Below are 18003 nucleotides of genomic sequence, written 5' to 3' on the forward strand. Positions count from 1 at the left end.
AGGACGTTTCGTCCGAGGGAGCCGCACATTCTACATCGCTTTCCGTTTCCGTCAACACCCTTTTTCAAGGAAATTTTGTTGCCGGAGCGGAGCGCGAATCGCGCTGTGCCTGAGCGAGGCGCGAATCTTAGAGAGGTGGCACAAGATGCGCAAGCCTTTTTTGCAAAATCGCCGAAAAAAGTTTCAGGCCGTCTTGAGAAGCACCCGCGCGAAGTTGCGTTTGCCGATCTGCAGCACGCCCTCGAAGCCGGCCTCGAACACGCGTTGCGCGTCCTCTGCGACCTCACCGTCAATACGCACTGCACGCTCCTTGAGCTTGCGATTGGCTTCCGAGTTGGACTTGCTCAGCCCCGCCGCCGTCAGCAAGGCCGGCAGGCGAAGCCCCTCGTCTGGCACCACGATCTCATCGAGCGGCAGCAGCGAGGTATCGCCCTGCCCACGCACGACGGCATGCCAGCCGGCCACGGCCTGCTCGGCGGCCGCCGCGTCATGGAAGCGGGTCGCCAGTTCACGCGCCAGACGCAACTTGGCATCGCGCGGATTGAGCTGGCCGTTCTCGACTTCGCGCTTCATCGCCGCCAACTCGTCCAGCGAGACATCGAAACTGAGCAGTTCGAACCAGCGCCACATCAGTTCGTCGCCGATCTTCATCGTCTTGGTGACGATATCGATGGCCGGTTCGTTGATGCCGATGTAGTTGTCCAGCGACTTCGACATCTTGTTGACGCCGTCCAGACCTTCCAGCAGCGGCATGGTCAGCACCACCTGGGGCGGCTGGCCCTCGTGTTCCTGCAGCGCGCGCCCCATCAGCAGATTGAATTTCTGATCGGTGCCGCCCAGCTCGACGTCGGCCTTCAACGCTACCGAGTCGTAGCCCTGCACCAGCGGATACAGGAACTCGTGGATGGCGATGGGCTGCTGCGCCTTGTAGCGCTTGTCGAAATCATCGCGCTCGAGCATGCGCGCCACGGTGTGCTGCGAAGCCAGGCGAACCATGTCCGCCGCACTCATCTTGCCGAACCACTCGCTATTGAAGCGCAGCTCGGTCTTGTCGCGGTCGAGTACCTTATATACCTGTGCAGCATAGGTCTCGGCGTTGGCTTTCACCTGCTCGGGCGTGAGCGGCTTGCGCGTGACGTTCTTGCCGGTCGGGTCGCCGATCATGCCGGTGAAGTCGCCGATCAGGAAGATCACCGTATGCCCCAGATCCTGGAACTGGCGCATCTTGTTGAGCAATACCGTGTGCCCGATGTGCAGATCCGGTGCGGTCGGATCGAAACCCGCCTTGATGCGCAGCGGACGCCCCTGTTCAAGACGCTTCTTCAGCTCCTCTTCCTTGATGATCTCGTCGGCGCCGCGGCCGATCAGCGCCAGCGCGCCCTCGATGTCGCTCATGAAAACCTCATGTACTACGAAATGGGTGGGACCGGATCGGAGACGGCCCCGACCTGAACGCGGTTAATTGTGCGTTAACCGAGGTGATGAACGCAACGCTTTGAAAAAAAAGGCGTTGACGGGGTTTCCCGGGCCTCGCTATCGTAGCTGCAATTGCTACTTCTTTCGGCATACAGGGGCGGGAAATCTAGATATGGCTCGGGGTCCCTCGGCTGCGCATCAAGCGCGTCGCCAGGCGATGCGCCGCAAGGCACAGCGCCGGCATCAGCACTTCTATCAACGATACACGCACTGGTCCTTCGGTTCGTCCGACTCGGGGCCTCCGTTGCATTGGGCACGCGAACGCTGGGTGCTTGCTGCCGCAGCCGTGCTGCTGGTGGTGCTGTCCGCGCTGGTCATGCCCGCGTGGGCCAACGCGATGAAGCATCGCCCCACCGTGACCACCTACACCGAAATGCCGCTGGACCTGCCGACCCTGCCGCCGCAGGCGCCGCGCAAGCCCGTCGAGAACTGGCAGGTGATGCGCGTACAACCCGGCCAGACCCTTTCGGGACTGTTCGAGTCGCATGGACTCAGCTATCACGACCTGACCCTGGCGCTGGGCGCGACCAAGAAATCCGGCACCCTTCATGACCTGCACCCGGGCGATGTCTTCGGTTACCTCACCGACGCCAACGGCGCACTCGAAGCCCTGCGCTTCGATCTGGACGGCGGCCATCGCGTCGTGCTGCGTTTCGCCAACGGCGAAGTGACGCGCCACGTGCAGGAACGCGAACTGGAGCGCCGCGAGCACATCGCGCACGGCGTGATCCAATCGTCCCTGTTCGGCTCGGCCAGCAAGGCCGGCCTGAGCGAGGCGATGGTGGTGAAGCTGGCCGACGTATTCAAGTACGACATCGACTTCATCAAGGACATCCGCAGCGGCGACCGCTTTACGGTGGTCTACGACGATGTCTGGCGCGACGGCGCCTACCTGCACAGCGGCGACATCATCGCCGCCGAGTTCTACAACCGCGGCCACCGCTACACGGCCTTCCGCTTCCAGAAGCCGGACGGCACGTTCGGCTACTACAGCGAGGATGGCCGCCCGCTGCAAAAGGCACTGTTGCGTACGCCGGTGAAGTTCTCGCGTATCTCCTCGCGCTTCAGCCTGGCTCGTAATCACCCGATTCTCGGCTACACCCGTGCGCACAAGGGCGTGGATTACGCCGCACCGCGCGGCACGCCGATCCATGCCGCCGGCAACGGCGTGATCCGCGTGCGCGGCTGGGTGCACGGTTTCGGCCGCTTCATCCTGATCAAGCACGACGCCAAGTATTCGACGGCCTATGCGCACATGTCGCGCTTCGCCAAGGGCCTGCATATCGGTTCGCACGTGCGTCAGGGCCAGGTGATCGGCTACGTCGGCATGACTGGCCTGGCCACCGGCCCGCACCTGCACTATGAAGTGCGCATCCACGGCCATCAGGTCAATCCGTTGACCGTGACCATGCCGAAGCCGAAACCGCTGCAGCCGAAACTGCTGGCGCAATTCACGCAGCAGATGAAGCCGATGCTGGCGCGCATCGATGCGCTCGACGCCAACATCCGCCTGGCCAATCGGACAGACACGGCCAAGCGCGCGTCACAGACCGATTGACGCCGACATGCCGAACACCGATGCCGCGTTGTACGTCGGCCTGATCTCCGGCACCAGCGCGGACGGCATCGACGCCGCGCTGTGCCGCTTCGATCCGCATACCGAACTGGTTCACGCGCGCACACACCTGTGGCCGGACGCGTTGCGCGAGGACATCCTCGACATTTCGCAGGGCAACCGCCTGCTTGATCTCGATGCCTACGGCCGCCTCGACGTGGCCGTGGGACAATGCTTTGCCGAAGCCGTACATCAGCTCCTGCGCGAGGCTGACGTCCTGCCCTCGGCCGTGCGCGCCATCGGCTCGCACGGCCAGACGGTGCGTCACCGCATCCACGGCGACCAGCCCTTCACGCTGCAGATCGGCGACGCCAGCGTCATCGCCGAACGCACCGGCATCGATACCGTGGCCGACTTCCGCCGCGCCGACGTAGCTGCCGGTGGCCAGGGTGCGCCGCTGATGCCGGCCTTCCATGCCGCCGTGCTCGGCGCGCGCGAACATGTACGCGGCGTCCTGAACCTGGGCGGCATCGCCAACCTCAGCGTGCTGTACCCGGATGGCCGCGTGATCGGCTTCGACACAGGTCCGGCGAATGGCCTGATGGACGCCTGGTGTGCGCTGACCTACCACCAGCCCTATGATCGCGACGGCGCCATCGCCGCCAGCGGCAAGGTCGATGAAGCCCTGCTTGCGGCCCTGCTGGACGATCCCTATTTCGCGTTGCCTGCGCCCAAGAGCACCGGTCGCGAGGTCTTCCATCTCGACTGGCTGCGCGCGCGCGGCGACATCGACGCCATGGACCCCGCCGATGTACAGGCCACTTTGCTGGAACTGACGGTGCGCAGCATCGCTGATGCCGTGCGCCGCGAAGCAGCACAGATCGAGGATCTGGTGGTCTGCGGCGGCGGCGTGCACAACCATGCATTGATGCAGTCACTGGCCGAGCAACTGGCGCCCTGTCGCGTGCTCAGCAGCGAAACGCTGGGCGTGGCACCCGACCATGTGGAGTCGATGGGATTCGCCTGGCTGGCCCATCGCCGCCTGCGCGGCGAGACAGGCAACCTGCCCAGCGTCACGGGAGCGATCGGACCGCGACTGCTCGGCGCGATTCACGCGGCTCCGCGCTGAGCCTTCAGTCCTTCGAAGGCGGCTTGTGCGCCGCCAACCGACCGACCGGCGCAGAGGCCAGCGCATCCAGCGCTTCCTCGAACGCGGCCGTTTCTTCAGCCTGCCAGGTGCCGGCCAGTTTCGCGATGCTGTGGAACTCGCGTTCGGCGCCCAGCACCTCGCCGCCCAGACCCAGGCCGCTGCGCATGGCATGAAGAATCACGTCGTTGATCGACCATTTGCGGTCGCGCGCGATCTCCTTGATGCGCGCCACCATGGCGTCGTCAATGTGGCGTACTACGATGTCCGGCACGTGCGGAACCTCCTCCGCGCTACATGCCCCCTGTGCGGCCTATTGTGTCAGTTTTGCGACGCCTTGGCAGCCTCGTCCTCGGGCTCGCGCGGCCGGTCCAGCGTCATGCGCCGCGACAACCACGCCAGAAGCAGCAGCGTGGGCACCACGGAGAGCGCGCTGAAGATGTAGAAGCCCGAGTAGGTCCAGCGTTCCACCAGAAACCCCGAGAACCCGCCAATGAGCTTGCCCGGCAGATTGGCCAGCGAACTCAGCAGCGCGTACTGCGTGGCGGTGAATTCCATGCTGGTCAACGAGGACAGGAACGCGACCAGCACGACCCCGGCGAAACCCAGGGTCGAATTGTCGCCGGAGATCGCCGCGATGAAGGCCCAGGTCTGCCCCGGGTGCTGCGCCATCAGCAGATACAGCAGGTTGGACAACGCCACGCCCAGTGCCGCGATGTACAGCGAGCGCTTCAATCCCAGCGCTGCCACCGACACGCCGCCCAGGAACGCGCCGGCGATGCCAATCCACACACCGTACAGCTTCGATACCGTGGCGATCTGGTCCTTGGTGTAGCCGGTGTCGATATAGAACGGCCCGTTGATCACGCCCAGCATCTGATCGGGCAGCTTGAACAGGCCAATGAACAGCAGCAGCACGATCGCGATGACTACGCTGTGACGGTGGAAGAAATCGCGGAACGGGCCGACGAAGGATGCCTGAAACCCCACGCGCTCGCGTACATGGATGGTTTCCGGTTCGCGCATCACCAGCGTCGTCAGCAATGGCACTACCAGACAGGTGGCCATGGCCAGATAGGCCGTGTGCCAACTGCTGTAGGCCGCGATGTAGAGCGCCCCGGCCCCCGACACGATGAGACCGAACCGGTAACCCAGCGTGTAGGTCGCGGCCAATGCGGCCTGCGCCTCCGGCGGGGCGATCTCGATGCGGTAGGCATCGATCATGGTGTCCTGCGTGGCGCCGGAGAATCCGGCCAGCGCGGCCAGCGCCACGAACAGTTCCAGTTGCGCCGGCCCGGTCGCCGCCATGCCCGTGAGCGCCGCGATCAGCAGAATCTGCGACAGCGCCAGCCAACCGCGACGACGTCCCAGGAAGCCCAGGATGGGGGCCTTCCAGCGGTCCAGCAACGGCGCCCAGATGAACTTGAAGACGTAGAAGAAGCTGACATAGCTGAACAGGCCGATCGCCCCCAGCGTCAGCCCGAACTCGCGCAGCCAGATCGACAGCGTGTAGCCAATCAGCAGAAACGGCAGACCGGAACCGAAACCGAGCAAACACAATGTGCCCGCCGACGGTGTGGCGAAGGCCTTGACGATGCCGCGCCAGCCGCGCGGCTTGGCGGCAGTCATGCGTCGTAGTCCACAGTGAACGGCGCGTGATCGGAGAAGCGTTCGTCGCGGTAGATCGAGCAGTCGGTCATGCGCTCGCGCAGCGACGGCGTCGCCAGCTGGTAGTCGATGCGCCAGCCGACGTTGTTCTCGCGCGCGCGGCCGCGATTCGACCACCACGTGTACTCGACGGTGTCCGGCTTCAGCGCACGGAAGGCATCGACCCAGCCGCGCTGGTCGATGAGGCCGTTCATCCAGTCGCGCTCCTCCGGCAGGCAGCCGGAATTCTTCTGGTTGGACTTCCAGTTCTTGATGTCCAGCTCGCTGCGCACGATGTTCCAGTCGCCGCACACCACATAGTCGCGGCCGCTGTTCAGCCACTCGTCGAGAATGGGCGCGAACCAGTCCATGATGCGGAACTTGTACTGCTGACGCTCGTCGCCAGACGAACCGGACGGAAAATACAGCGACACCACGCTGAGATTGCCGAACCGCGCCTCGATGTAGCGGCCCTCGCAATCGAAATCCTCGCGGCCGAGCTCGGTGCGGATCTCATCCGGTTTCTGCCGCGAATAGATCGCCACGCCGCTGTAGCCCTTCTTGCTGCGCGCGTCGTGGAAACAGTCGTGATAGCCCTCGCGGGTGAACACCGGATCGTCGACCAACTGATGCGTGCGCGCCTTGGTTTCCTGCAGGCACAGCATGTCGGCGTCCTGCTGGTCGAACCACTCGAAAAACCCCTTGCGTGCCGCCGAACGAATGCCGTTGGCGTTGAGACTGATGATGCGCATGCGCGACGTTCCGGTGAAGGTTGCGGCATCATAACAATCTCGAGGGGCCGCATTCCGGCCCGTTTTCTGTTCAGGAGATTCGCGTGCAAGCGCATCAACGCCAATTCATCGAACTCGCGCTGCAGCGCGGTGTCCTGCGCTTCGGCGAGTTCGTGCTCAAGTCGGGGCGCATCAGCCCGTATTTCTTCAACCTCGGCCACATCGCCTCCGGTGCGGCGCTGGGGCAGCTGGGCCACGCCTACGCCACCGCGGCCATGGCTTCGTCGCTCCAGTTCGACATGCTGTTCGGACCGGCCTACAAGGGCATCCCACTGGCCGCGGCCACGGCCATCGCGCTGGCCGACGCGCATGATCGCGACACACCGTTCGCCTACAACCGCAAGGAAGCCAAGGATCATGGCGAAGGCGGCACGCTGGTCGGCGCGCCGCTGCAGGGACGCGTGCTGATCGTGGACGACGTGATGACCGCCGGCACCGCCGTGCGCGAATCGCTGGCCCTGATCCGCGCCCATGGCGCAACGCCGGCCGGCGTGCTGATCGCGCTGGATCGCCAGGAGCGCGGCGAAGGCGAGCGTTCGGCCGCACAAGAGCTGACGGCCGAGGAAGGCGTTCCGGTCGTCGCCATCGCCGGATTCGCCGATGTGCTGACCTACGCCGCGCAACAGCCCGAGCTGGCTGATGAACGCGAACACCTGCAGGCCTACCGCGACCGCTACGGTTCCATCTGAACCCTCACGACGACTTGTGCGCCGCTGCATACAATGCCGCGGCAGCGCACGGCTATACTCGGTCCCGGAGGATCGTTCATGCACAAAACCACATCCAGCCTCATCCTGATCGGCCTGCTCGCCTGCAGTGCGTCCGCGCTCGCCTGGCAAACCAAGCATTCGGAGAATTACCGCTACAGCTGGCGCGACGACAGCGGTCTGCCGCATTACAGCGACAGCCTCAACAGCGAAGCCATCAGGAATGGTTATGACGTGATCAACAGCAGCGGACTGGTGGTGCGTCACGTGCAGCGTCAGCTGACGCCGGAAGAGCGCAAGGTCGCCGAGGCCGAGAAGGCCAAGGCCGATGCAGCCAAGGCCGCGGCCGATCGTCAGCACGCGCAGGACGAACAGATGCTGTCGGCCTATCCCAACGAGCAGGTGTTCCGCGACTCGCAACAAGCCGAGATCGATGAGCTGACCCAGGCCATCCGCACCACCCAGATCAACCTGCATGCGCAGGAACAGAATCTGGCCCAACTGCTGTCGCACGTGGCCGACATCAAGCACGACGGCAAGCCGGTGCCGGCTTTCCTCGAAAAGCGCATTGACGCGCAACGTGCCGCGGTCACCGATCAGCGCGCAAAGCTCGGCAAGCAGCAAGAGGCCAAGGTCGAGGCCGAGAAGCGGGTCGAACGGCTGGTCCAGCGCTACCGCAAGCTGCGCGCCGCCGAGGATGCCGCTACGCGCTGACACGGGTTTTGCGCGGGCGGCCCTATCGGCTCGCCCGCGCGATTCATCAGAACGGCAACGCCAGATCCGGATCGACCGCGAGCAGCTGTTCGCGGAAGGTCTGCTGGATGCGCTTGAGCGCGGTCTCGTCGTCGGCATCGAAACGAAGCACCAGCACCGGCGTGGTGTTGGACGCGCGGACCAGACCCCAGCCGTCCTTCCAATCGGCGCGCAGGCCGTCGATGGTGGTCAGACGCGCACCTTCGAACTGCGCCTTGTCGCTGAACTTCTTGATGAAGGCGTAATGCTCGCCTTCCTCCATGGCAATCTTCAGTTCCGGTGTCGACACGCCCTTCGGCAGGGTCGCGAAGATCTCCTCGGCGCTGCGTTCGTCCAGGTCGCCGGCAATCACTTCCAGCAACCGCGCGGCGGCGTAGATGCCGTCGTCGAAGCCGAACCAGCGCTCGCGGAAGAAGAAGTGGCCGCTCATCTCGCCGGCCAGCAGCGCTTCGGTCTCGCGCATCTTCGCCTTGATCAGCGAATGGCCCGTGCGCCACATCAGCGGACTGCCGCCGGCGTTGAGAATGTCGCTCTGCAGATGCCCGGTGCATTTGACATCGTAGATGATGGTCGCACCTGGATTGCGCACCAGCACGTCGCGCGCGAACAGCATCAGCAGTCGATCGGGATAGACGATCTCGCCCTCGCGCGTGACCACACCGAGACGGTCGCCGTCGCCGTCGAAGGCCACGCCCAGGTCCGCACCCGTGCTCTTCACCGAAAGGATCAGATCTTCGAGATTGTGCGGGTCCGACGGGTCGGGGTGGTGATTGGGGAACTCGCCGTCGACCTCGCAGTACAACGGCACCACCTGGCAACCGATGGCCTGCAGCACTTGCGGGCCGATAGCACCGGCGATGCCGTTGCCGGCGTCGACGACGACCTTCAGCGGACGCTCGGCCTGCACGTCGTCGGCGATGCGGTCGATGTATTCGCCGACCACGTCCATGCGCCGCAGTTCGCCGCTTCCGCCGCTGTGCAGGCGGTTCTCGGCGATGCGTTCGTACAGCTCCTGGATCGCACCTTCCGACAGCGTCTCGCCGCCGACCACGATCTTGAAGCCGTTGTAGTCGGGTGGATTGTGGCTGCCGGTCACGGCCACGCCGGAGCCGGTATTGAAGTGATAGGCGGCGAAATACACCAGCGGCGTCGGCACGGCACCGATATCGATCACGTCGATGCCCGCTTCACGCAGGCCCTGTGCCAGGGCTTCGGAAAGTTCCGGGCCGGACAGACGACCATCGCGACCGATAACGATCTCTTTCAGACCCTTGTCCTGCATGACGCTGCCGATGGCCAGACCGATCAGGCGCGCGACATCGGCATCGATGTCCTTGTCGACCACGCCACGGATGTCATAGGCACGGAAGATGCTGCGATTGACGGCGCGCGCGGCGGCCGATGACGGTTCGGCCTTCGGCGCGGCTTTCTGCGCCGCCGCCGGGGCGTCGCTCTCGTTTTCCATTACATCAGACAAGACAGGCTCCAGATTCTCGTGAGTTCCATGTGACCGCATCGCACGCCGACGCATCCACAGCAATCCCGCGCTCGCAGCCAGGCACAACAATGTCAGCATTCCGCTGAACACGACCGAATCCGGCAGAACGATCCAGGCCACCGGCAACGCGGCGATCACTCGGAGACGGGTGCCCGCCACTTGCATGCCGAGGTCACCATCCTGGGGTTTGGCGCTGGTGCGCCCATGCCGGGTGAGGAGCAAGCCGTCGGCATCGTCACCCAAGCGCAGCTCCAGGCGCCCCGCAGCCGGATCGTTGCGCTCGAATGCGGCGCGTACCGGCGCGAAGGGAAATTCGACCCATGCATAGCCCAGCGGCGCACCCTTGTCGCCCACCTGACGCGCCAGGGTCAACACGGTCCGCCCCTTGCTCAAGATGGCCTGCATCAACGGTTGCGCCTCGTTGCTCTGCGCTCCGAGCAACTGCGCCGCCCGCGAATAGCCGAATTTGTCGTAATCGGCATGCACGACCTCGTCCAGCCCCGGACTGAAGAATTCGATGTCCACGGCATGGGGCAGCAGTGTCGCCGCGCGTTTGGCCGCTTCCGCGCGACCCGCGGCGTCACCCTGTTTCAGGGCGGCGAGCACGGCGCTGTCGCCGATCATCGCCTGCACCTTGTCACGATCGGCGCGCAACAGGGTCGACAACTGATCCACCGTCTGATGCTGCGCTTTGCGCACCTGCTCGACCGCGCCGCTCTTGCTGGCAATGAGCCAGGTCTGCCATCCGCAGAACAGCGCCGCTGCAATCAGTACAGTGGCCGCGGCCAGCAACCACAGTCGCTGCAGCAACTGCTTGAGTGCCTCCAGTTGCCGTTTCGCACGTTCGTTCATGTGTCCCCTCCGCCTCAGGCCACACCCGTGGAACCGAAGCCACCGCCCCCGCGACGACTCGGATCGAACGCATCGACCACTTGCCAACGTGCCTGGGTGACCGGCACGAACATCAGCTGGGCGATGCGATCGCCCGGTTGCATGGTGAACGCTTGTGCGCTGCGATTCCAGCACGAAATCATCAGCGGCCCCTGATAATCGGCATCGATCAGGCCCGTCGAGTTGCCCAGAATCAGCCCGTGCTTGTGGCCCAGCCCCGAGCGCGGCAGGATCAGCGCGCACCAGCGCGGATCGCCGATATGGATGGCAATGCCGCTCGGCACCAGCTCGCTCTGCCCGGGCTGAAGCGTCAGCGGCGCATCGATCGCCGCGCGCAGATCCATGCCGGCGCTACCGTCAGTGGCATACGCCGGCAGCGGAATGTCCTTGCCCAGACGCGGGTCGAGAATCTTCAGTTCAACATCGATCATGCGTTTGGTGGATTCCTGCGAGCATGGAATTGTGCGGCGATACGCGCGATCAGGGCCTGCGCTAGTTCACGCTTGTCGCAACGCGGAAGTTTTTCGCTGCTTTCCGGGCCGATCAGCGTCAGCGCGTTGTCTTCGGTCTCGAACCCCATTCCGACTCCGACCTGATTGGCGGCAATCAAGTCGAGCTTCTTGCGTTCGAGTTTTCCTCGGGCATACGCCTCGACATCCCGCGTCTCGGCAGCGAAACCGACCAGAAACGGCGGGTGCGCCAAGGCCGCCACCGTGGACAGGATATCGGGGTTCTCGGTCAGCTCCAGGGTCAGCGGCTGACCATCGCTTTTCTTCATCTTGTGCTCGGCCGGCGCGCGCGGGCGGTAATCGCCCACGGCCGCCGCAGCGATATAAATGTCGCTTCGCGGCGCTTCCGTCAGCACCGCGTCCAGCATCTGCTGCGCGCTGCGTACGTCGACGCGTCGCGCCACGCCGACCGGCGTCTCCAGGCAGACCGGTCCGGAGACCAGGCACACCTCCGCGCCGGCTGCTGCTGCTGCCGCGGCCACGGCGTAGCCCATGCGTCCCGAACTGCGATTGCCCAGATAACGCACCGGATCAATGTCCTCGAATGTCGGGCCGGCGCTGACCAGCACCCGCATTCCACGCAGCGGGCCGTCGCCGAAACTGGCGGCCAACGCATCGCGCAGTTGCACCGCCTCGAGCATGCGCCCATCGCCGACCTCGCCGCAGGCCTGGTCGCCGCTACCCGGACCGTGCACCTGCACGCCGCGCGCACGCAGCGTCTTCACATTGTCCTGCACGGCCGCGTTCGCCCACATCTGCTGGTTCATCGCCGGCGCCACGTGCAGCGGTGCGGCGCTGGCCAGACACAGCGTGCTGAGCAGATCGTCCGCCATGCCGTGCGCCAAACGCGCCAGGATGTCGGCGGACGCCGGCGCGACCAGGATGCGCTCGGCCCAGCGCGCCAACTCGATGTGGCCCATCGCGGCCTCGGCCTGCTCGTCCCACAGACTGCTGCGAACCGGCTGCCCGGACAGGGCCTGGAACGTGGTCGCCGTGACGAAACGCTCGGCCCCCGCCGTCATGACTACGCGGACTTCGGCGCCCGCTTCGCGCAGACGACGAACCAGCTCGCAGGCTTTGTAGGCGGCGATACCGCCGGACACGCCCAGCAGAATGCGACGTTGGGCCAGACTCATGTCGGAACTCACTGACGATCAGGCAAGTCCGTAGCTTACCGGATTCGACCGTCCGCGCCCCTGTCCGCGTCGTGATCGAGATCGCGATGATGCATGTGCTTATTCAAGGGAGTGTATGCATGGGCATTGCCGACTGGCCGCGCAGCGAACGACCGCGCGAACGACTGTTGAAACACGGCGCGACCGCATTGAGCGACGCCGAACTGCTCGCTGTGCTGCTGGGCAGCGGTACCCGCGGCAAGGATGCCGTCGCGCTGGGGCGGGAACTGCTGCAGGCCGGCGGCAACCTGTCCGCCCTGCTCTCCGCCGCCGAACCGCCGCGCCTGCGCGGCCTGGGACAGGCCAAACACGCCCGTCTGGCCGCCGGTTTCGAACTCGCCCGGCGCGCACTGGGCGAGGAACTCGATCGCGGCGCACCGCTGCGCGATCCGGTCGACAGCGCGGCCTATCTCAAAGCGCGCCTGCGCGACCTTCCGCATGAAGTGTTTGCCTGCCTGTATCTGGACAACCGGCACCGCGTGCTCGGCTTCGAGGAGTTGTTCCGCGGCACCATCGACGGCGCCAGCGTGCATCCACGCGAGGTCGTGCGCGCCTGCATGCGACACAACGCGGCCGCCGTGATCTTCGCCCACAACCACCCTTCCGGCGTCGCCGAACCCAGCGCCGCCGATCGCACCATCACCCTGCAGCTTCGCGAGGCACTGCAGATGATCGACGTGCGCGTACTGGATCACCTGGTGGTCGGCAGCGGCCTGCCCGTATCGATGGCCGCACGTGGTCTGATCTGAACCGCCCCATGGCATCAGGCCATAAAAAAAGCGCGGCCGGAGCCGCGCTAGTCACTTCGTCGCGAGTTCTTTGGAGGAGATCAGCGACCACCGTCCCGTAAAGCGGGGGAGTTTCGCCACGGGCAAGTGCAACAGCGCATCGATCCGGGCGTCCGACCCGTTTCCTGCGCCGCGTGCAGTGTCGCGCCCGAGCATGACCAACGTATGACATGGCAAGCACACAACGGACGTTTCGATTTGTTTGTCGCACAGTTATGCACAATTTCATAAAACGGTCACTTACGCGGGCAAGCTGCATGCCGAAACGAGAAACATTATACAAGTATTTATTTTACAACAGGTTTTTTTATCATCACCCTGATGAGAAAAATAAGAAAAAATCCTAGGCGACGCCAGCGCCGACCTTGCCCACAGACTTATCCACAGGCTTGTCCACGCCCGGGAATCGACCGCAAAAGGTCAGTCCGCACGCCCACTTGCGGATGTTCGAGCGCCCTGCGGGCTGCTAGCATGGCAGCTTCCCGCAACCATCGAACCCAGCCGTGAAACAGCAGCTCCACGACCTGGTGCTGCAGGCCTTTGCCGCCCTGCAGCACGACGCCACCCTGCCCACCGACCTGACCGCGCCCGATTTCGTCATCGAACGCGCGCGCAACCGCGAACACGGCGATTTCGCCACCAACGCGGCGATGCTGCTGGCACGCCCGGCACGACGCAATCCGCGCGAACTGGCGCAGGCACTGGTCGCCGCGCTGCCGCCGAGCGAACTGGTCGAGCGCGTGGAAATCGCTGGCCCCGGCTTCATCAACTTCTTTCTGAGCCCGGCGGCCTACCACGCCGAAATCGGCCAGGTGCTGGATCGCGGCGCGCACTACGGCCACAACGGCGTCGGCGACGGGCGCGTGGTCGGCGTGGAATTCGTGTCCGCCAACCCGACCGGCCCGCTGCACGTCGGCCACGGCCGCAACGCCGCGCTGGGCGACTGCGTCGCGCGTCTTCTCGACGCCAGCGGCTGGGACGTGAAACGCGAGTTCTACTACAACGACGCCGGCGTGCAGATCCAGAACCTGGCGATCTCCACCCAGGCGCGCTGCCGCGGCCTGGCGCCCGGCGACGAGGGCTGGCCCGAGGACGGCTACCGCGGCGAGTACATCGCCGACGTGGCGCGCGCTTATCTTGCCGGCGAGTCCGTTTCGGCCGACGACCGCACCGTCACCGCCGCGGCCGATCCGGAAGACCTGGAGGCCATCCGCGACTTCGCCGTGGCCTATCTGCGTCACGAACAGGATCTGGATCTGAAGGCCTTCGGCGTCCACTTCGACGTCTACTTCCTGGAATCCTCGCTGTACGAAGGCGGTCAGGTCGAGGAAACCGTCCGCGAACTGCAGGCGCACGGCCACACCTACGAGGAAGGCGGCGCACTGTGGCTACGCACCACGGACTTCGGCGACGACAAAGACCGCGTGATGCGCAAGTCCGACGGCACCTACACGTATTTCGTGCCGGACGTGGCCTACCACCGCAACAAATGGCAGCGCGGCTACACGTCCGCCATCACGGTGCTGGGCGCCGATCACCACGGCTCGCTGGCGCGCGTGAAAGCCGGTCTGCAGGCGTTGGACGCCGGCATCCCGAAGGGCTACCCGGACTATCTGCTGTACCAGATGGTCACTGTGATGAAGGGCGGCGAGGAGGTGAAGATCTCCAAGCGCGCCGGCAGCTACGTCACCCTGCGCGACCTGATCGACGAGGTCGGCCGCGACGCCACGCGCTACTTCCTGATCGCGCGCAAGGGCGATTCGCAGCTGACCTTCGACATCGACCTAGCCCGCTCGCAGTCCAACGACAACCCGGTCTACTACATCCAGTACGCCCACGCCCGCGTGTGCAGCGTGCTGCGCCAGTGCCAGGAGAAGGGCCTGGCATTCGACCCGGGCGAAGGCCGCAAGCATCTGGCACGGCTGGACAACGAGCACGAGCAGGCGCTGATGACCGAACTCTCGCGCTACCCCGAGATCGTCGAGTCGGCCGCCGAGAGTCTCGAACCGCACCTGCTGGCCAACTGGCTGCGCGAACTGGCGCAGGCCTTCCACACGTACTACAACTCCCACCAGTTCCTGGTCGACGACGACACCCTGCGCCAGGCACGCCTGACCCTGGTCACGGCGACCCGCCAGGTGCTCGCGAACGGACTGGACCTTTTGGGCCTGTCGGCCCCGGAGAGCATGTAATGCCACCTCGCAAGAACAAGCAGGCCGTGCGCAACGGCGGTTTCCCGGCCTGGGGCTGGGTCCTGATCGGCCTCATCATCGGCGCCATCCTGATGGCCATGGCCACCCGCGGTGGCTGGCTGCCGATGGGCCGCAAGCACAACGGTCCGCAGCCGAACCCCAACGCCACGGTGCCGCGCGGCAGCGAGCCGGGCGTGGCCGATCAGGCCGCCGGCACGAAGAAGAAGTCCAAATACGACTTCTACTCGGTGCTGCCGGAGAAGGAAGTGATCATTCCGGACGCCGAGATCAGCCGCCAGGCCAAAGCCGAGACGCAACCCGGCAATGCCTCGCCCGCCGACAGCGGCGGCTACCTGCTGCAGGTTGGTTCGTTCCCGAACGCCTCCGATGCCGAGGCGATGAAGGCGAAGCTGGCGCTGCAGGGTTTCGTCGCCGAAGTGAAGCCCGTGACCATCGATGGCCACACCTGGAACCGCGTACGCCTGGGGCCTTACACGTCGGCCGCCAAACTGGAATCCGCCAAGCAGCGGCTCGCATCGGCCGGCATCAAGGCCATCGCGCTGAAGGAACACTGATCGCTTTCACGTTCGCGCCCTTTCATGAGCGCGAACGCGATCCGGCGGACCGCTCAGCGACAGGACCGCGGCAGATATTTGTGCGGAAGATCCGGACTGAGGCACCGCCAGATCACCACGCCGTGACTCAGCTCCGGCGTGAACAACAGGTGTCGGTCGCGCACCTGCGGTGACGCACGATCGTTGTAGCGCACGGTGACATCTCCGTAATCGACCTTCACCTCGGCCACGTAACGGCCAGCCAGCTGCGACGGCGACGGCAGGCCAAGCGCGGCGTTGTCCTGCGGCGGACGATCCTTCTCGCGCATGTAGCGCGCAACGGCCGCCTTGGGCATCTGCGCAAGTTGCACGCCTTCGACCACCTGCGTGCGAACCACATACCCCTGATATGCCGGAATGGCGATCGCGGCCAGTATGCTGATCGGCACCAGACTCACGCCGACCACGATCAGGGCGATGGCCCAACCCGGGAGCCCGGTGCGCGCCGGCGGCGGCGAGGACGGATCGGCCCGATAGGCTTCCAGCGGCGTCTTGCGCACCACCAGACTCCCCGCCATCAGGTCATGCAGCGCCTGCTTGCGCGCCGTGAAACCCGCCATGATGTAGCCCATCAGAAGAAGCAGGCCCGACAGCAACTTGCCCAGATAGCGCCCCAGCGCTCGCCCAAACCCGATCCGCCGGCCGTATTCATCCGTCACACGCAAACCCAACGCCAGCTTGCCCGGTGTGGCCTGCAGCGCCGACGACTCGAACACGGCGAAATAGACCAGGATCAACACGAAGTTCACCGCGTAGATGCCCAGGATCGATGATCCCGCCCGCTCCGGATGCCCGGCCATGGGAATCATCAGCAGAGCATCGATGATGGCCAGCGGTATCCACAGGGCCAGCGTATCGATGAGGTAGGCGACGAAGCGCATCCAGAATCCGGCATGCAGCCCGCGGCGCGCACTTTCGGTAGGCAAGACACGGCCCGCCGACGGCCTGGACGCCGTCATGGGTGTCGCGCTCGGTGGTGGCGGAACGGGCATCGCTTCGGCCACGGTATTCCGCAGCAATTCGCTGAGCGTTTGCCACTGCTTCGTGCCCTGCGCACAAGCCTGCGTATCGGCGGACAGCGTGCCTTCATGCAGCGCGTGCCGTACATAGGTCGCGCTCAAGGGACCGCGCGTGCCCTGGCGCATGCGCACCCACAGCCGCGACGACGACCCTTCCTCGAGCAGCACCGCATCGGCACCGCAGGACACGAGCGCCTCGCGCTGCCGTTCCGCGGCTTCCTGCGGAACCGCCTTCAGCGTCACCGGCATTCGCGCCAGCACGCGCTCGCTGAACGCCATGGCATCGAGCTTGAGCAACTGCGCGACACGCTCCCACACCGACGGCGCATCGCGGTCGGGCTGCACCCTTCCGGTCAAGGTCACCGAATACATCGCTTCGGACATGATTTCCCCCATGTTTTTCCCCCAATGCACCCGATTCTAGTCCAGCCGGGCGCAAAACGAAGCACGGCTCCGCGCCGGTGCACGAAACCGCTACACTGGGCGGATGACGAAAACAGCCATGGTGACCGGAGCCACCTCCGGATTCGGCGCAGCCATCGCCGAACGACTCGTGAAGGACGGCTGGTGCGTGGTGATCTGCGGACGCCGCGCGGAACGCCTGCAGACCATGGTCGAGCGCCTCGGTGCTGACAAGGTGCACGCTGCCGCCTTCGACATCCGCGACGACGACGCCATCGAAGCGATGCTCGATGCGCTGCCACCCGCCTTTGCCGACATTGACCTGCTGGTCAACAACGCCGGCCTGGCGCTGGGCACCGAGCCGGCCCAGTTCGCCGACCTGAACGAATGGCGGCAGATGATCGACACCAACGTCACCGCGCTGGTCACGCTGACGCACGCGCTGCTGCCGGCGCTGATCGAACGCCGCGGCGCGATCGTCAACATCAGCTCGATCTCGGGCAGCTATCCGTACAAGGGCGGCAATGTCTACGGCGGCACCAAGGCGTTCGTCACGCAGTTCACGCTGGGCCTGCGCACCGATCTGCACGGCACCGGCGTGCGCGTGACTTCGGTCGAACCGGGCATGGCCGAGACCGAATTCACCCTGGTGCGCACCGGCGGCGATCAGGCCGCCTCGGACAAGCTCTACGCGGGCACCCACCCGATCACGGCCGAGGACATCGCCGAGACCGTCGCCTGGATCGCGCATCTGCCGCCGCACCTCAACGTCAACCGCATCGAGGTGATGCCGACCAGTCAGTCGGCCGCGGGGCTGCAGGTGCACCGGGACTGATCCG

At 65.2% G+C, this 18003-nt stretch carries 16 protein-coding genes; 8 read left to right on the top strand and 8 right to left on the bottom strand.

The genetic code is table 11. The features are described 5' to 3' along the window. Positions 1 to 183: 183 nt before the first annotated feature. Entirely contained in the window at positions 184 to 1395 is a 1212-nt protein-coding gene (gene tyrS / locus BTJ49_RS10680) for a tyrosine--tRNA ligase (RefSeq protein ID WP_113065402.1), read from the bottom strand. A 193-nt stretch (positions 1396 to 1588) separates the two neighbouring features. On the opposite strand from tyrS, the gene BTJ49_RS10685 reads away from it, so the two are divergent. Together BTJ49_RS10685 and BTJ49_RS10690 are read left to right on the top strand one after the other, a co-directional pair. After that, the gene (locus BTJ49_RS10685) at positions 1589 to 3034 is read left to right on the top strand and encodes a peptidoglycan DD-metalloendopeptidase family protein (protein ID WP_113065403.1); all 1446 of its coding nucleotides are present in this window, start codon (positions 1589 to 1591) and stop codon (positions 3032 to 3034) included. A 7-nt stretch (positions 3035 to 3041) separates the two neighbouring features. Continuing rightward, positions 3042 to 4160: an anhydro-N-acetylmuramic acid kinase gene (locus BTJ49_RS10690; RefSeq protein WP_113065404.1), complete on the top strand. Its 1119-nt coding sequence runs from the start codon at positions 3042 to 3044 to the stop codon at positions 4158 to 4160. A 4-nt stretch (positions 4161 to 4164) separates the two neighbouring features. On the opposite strand, the gene BTJ49_RS10695 is transcribed toward BTJ49_RS10690, so the two are convergent. From BTJ49_RS10695 to BTJ49_RS10705, 3 genes are read right to left on the bottom strand one after another with little or no spacing between them, the layout of a single operon-like run. Next, positions 4165 to 4452: a hypothetical protein gene (locus tag BTJ49_RS10695; RefSeq protein ID WP_113065405.1), complete on the bottom strand. Its 288-nt coding sequence runs from the start codon at positions 4450 to 4452 to the stop codon at positions 4165 to 4167. A gap of 47 nt (positions 4453 to 4499) precedes the next feature. Beyond that, positions 4500 to 5807 carry an MFS transporter gene (locus BTJ49_RS10700; protein WP_113065406.1) on the bottom strand — a complete coding sequence of 436 codons (1308 nt, stop codon included), beginning with the start codon at positions 5805 to 5807 and terminating at the stop codon, positions 4500 to 4502. Beyond that, positions 5804 to 6577, bottom strand: a complete 774-nt coding sequence (locus BTJ49_RS10705; RefSeq protein WP_113065407.1) for an exodeoxyribonuclease III — start codon at positions 6575 to 6577, stop codon at positions 5804 to 5806. Before BTJ49_RS10705 ends, BTJ49_RS10700 begins: the two co-directional genes overlap by 4 nt. Before the next feature lie 83 nt (positions 6578 to 6660). Here BTJ49_RS10705 and pyrE point away from each other — a divergent pair, with 83 nt between their 5' ends. Both pyrE and BTJ49_RS10715 read left to right on the top strand, forming a co-directional pair. Continuing rightward, positions 6661 to 7305 carry an orotate phosphoribosyltransferase gene (gene pyrE, locus BTJ49_RS10710; RefSeq protein WP_113065408.1) on the top strand — a complete coding sequence of 215 codons (645 nt, stop codon included), beginning with the start codon at positions 6661 to 6663 and terminating at the stop codon, positions 7303 to 7305. A gap of 78 nt (positions 7306 to 7383) precedes the next feature. Continuing rightward, the gene (locus BTJ49_RS10715; protein WP_113065409.1) at positions 7384 to 8037 is read left to right on the top strand and encodes a DUF4124 domain-containing protein; all 654 of its coding nucleotides are present in this window, start codon (positions 7384 to 7386) and stop codon (positions 8035 to 8037) included. Positions 8038 to 8083: 46 nt separating this feature from the next. On the opposite strand, the gene BTJ49_RS10720 is transcribed toward BTJ49_RS10715, so the two are convergent. Genes BTJ49_RS10720 through coaBC form a run of 3 tightly spaced genes read right to left on the bottom strand, consistent with a single transcriptional unit; the run spans position 8084 to position 12110 of the window. Further along, a complete protein-coding gene (locus BTJ49_RS10720) occupies positions 8084 to 10426 on the bottom strand; it encodes a phosphomannomutase/phosphoglucomutase (protein WP_113065410.1) in 2343 nt (780 codons plus the stop codon). Between the two features lie 14 nt (positions 10427 to 10440). After that, positions 10441 to 10896: a dUTP diphosphatase gene (gene dut, locus BTJ49_RS10725; RefSeq protein ID WP_113065411.1), complete on the bottom strand. Its 456-nt coding sequence runs from the start codon at positions 10894 to 10896 to the stop codon at positions 10441 to 10443. Beyond that, a complete protein-coding gene (gene coaBC, locus BTJ49_RS10730; RefSeq protein WP_113065606.1) occupies positions 10893 to 12110 on the bottom strand; it encodes a bifunctional phosphopantothenoylcysteine decarboxylase/phosphopantothenate--cysteine ligase CoaBC in 1218 nt (405 codons plus the stop codon). The genes dut and coaBC overlap by 4 nt, the downstream gene beginning before the upstream one ends. A gap of 119 nt (positions 12111 to 12229) precedes the next feature. Here coaBC and radC point away from each other — a divergent pair, with 119 nt between their 5' ends. From radC to BTJ49_RS10745, 3 genes are all read left to right on the top strand, one after another. Beyond that, the gene (gene radC, locus BTJ49_RS10735) at positions 12230 to 12898 is read left to right on the top strand and encodes a DNA repair protein RadC (RefSeq protein WP_113065607.1); all 669 of its coding nucleotides are present in this window, start codon (positions 12230 to 12232) and stop codon (positions 12896 to 12898) included. Positions 12899 to 13440: 542 nt separating this feature from the next. Continuing rightward, complete coding sequence (argS, locus tag BTJ49_RS10740) at positions 13441 to 15129, top strand: arginine--tRNA ligase (RefSeq protein WP_113065412.1); 1689 nt, start codon at positions 13441 to 13443, stop codon at positions 15127 to 15129. Beyond that, entirely contained in the window at positions 15129 to 15704 is a 576-nt protein-coding gene (locus BTJ49_RS10745; protein WP_113065413.1) for an SPOR domain-containing protein, read from the top strand. The genes argS and BTJ49_RS10745 overlap by 1 nt, the downstream gene beginning before the upstream one ends. Positions 15705 to 15757: 53 nt before the next feature. Here BTJ49_RS10745 and BTJ49_RS10750 read toward each other — a convergent pair whose 3' ends face one another. After that, the gene (locus BTJ49_RS10750; RefSeq protein ID WP_146742323.1) at positions 15758 to 17146 is read right to left on the bottom strand and encodes an RDD family protein; all 1389 of its coding nucleotides are present in this window, start codon (positions 17144 to 17146) and stop codon (positions 15758 to 15760) included. 103 nt (positions 17147 to 17249) lie between these two features. Between BTJ49_RS10750 and BTJ49_RS10755 the strand changes: the two genes are divergently transcribed. After that, positions 17250 to 17999: an SDR family NAD(P)-dependent oxidoreductase gene (locus BTJ49_RS10755; RefSeq protein WP_113065415.1), complete on the top strand. Its 750-nt coding sequence runs from the start codon at positions 17250 to 17252 to the stop codon at positions 17997 to 17999. Positions 18000 to 18003 lie beyond the last annotated feature (4 nt).

Source organism: Oleiagrimonas sp. MCCC 1A03011 (assembly GCF_003267965.1).
Lineage (GTDB): Bacteria > Pseudomonadota > Gammaproteobacteria > Xanthomonadales > Rhodanobacteraceae > Oleiagrimonas > Oleiagrimonas citrea.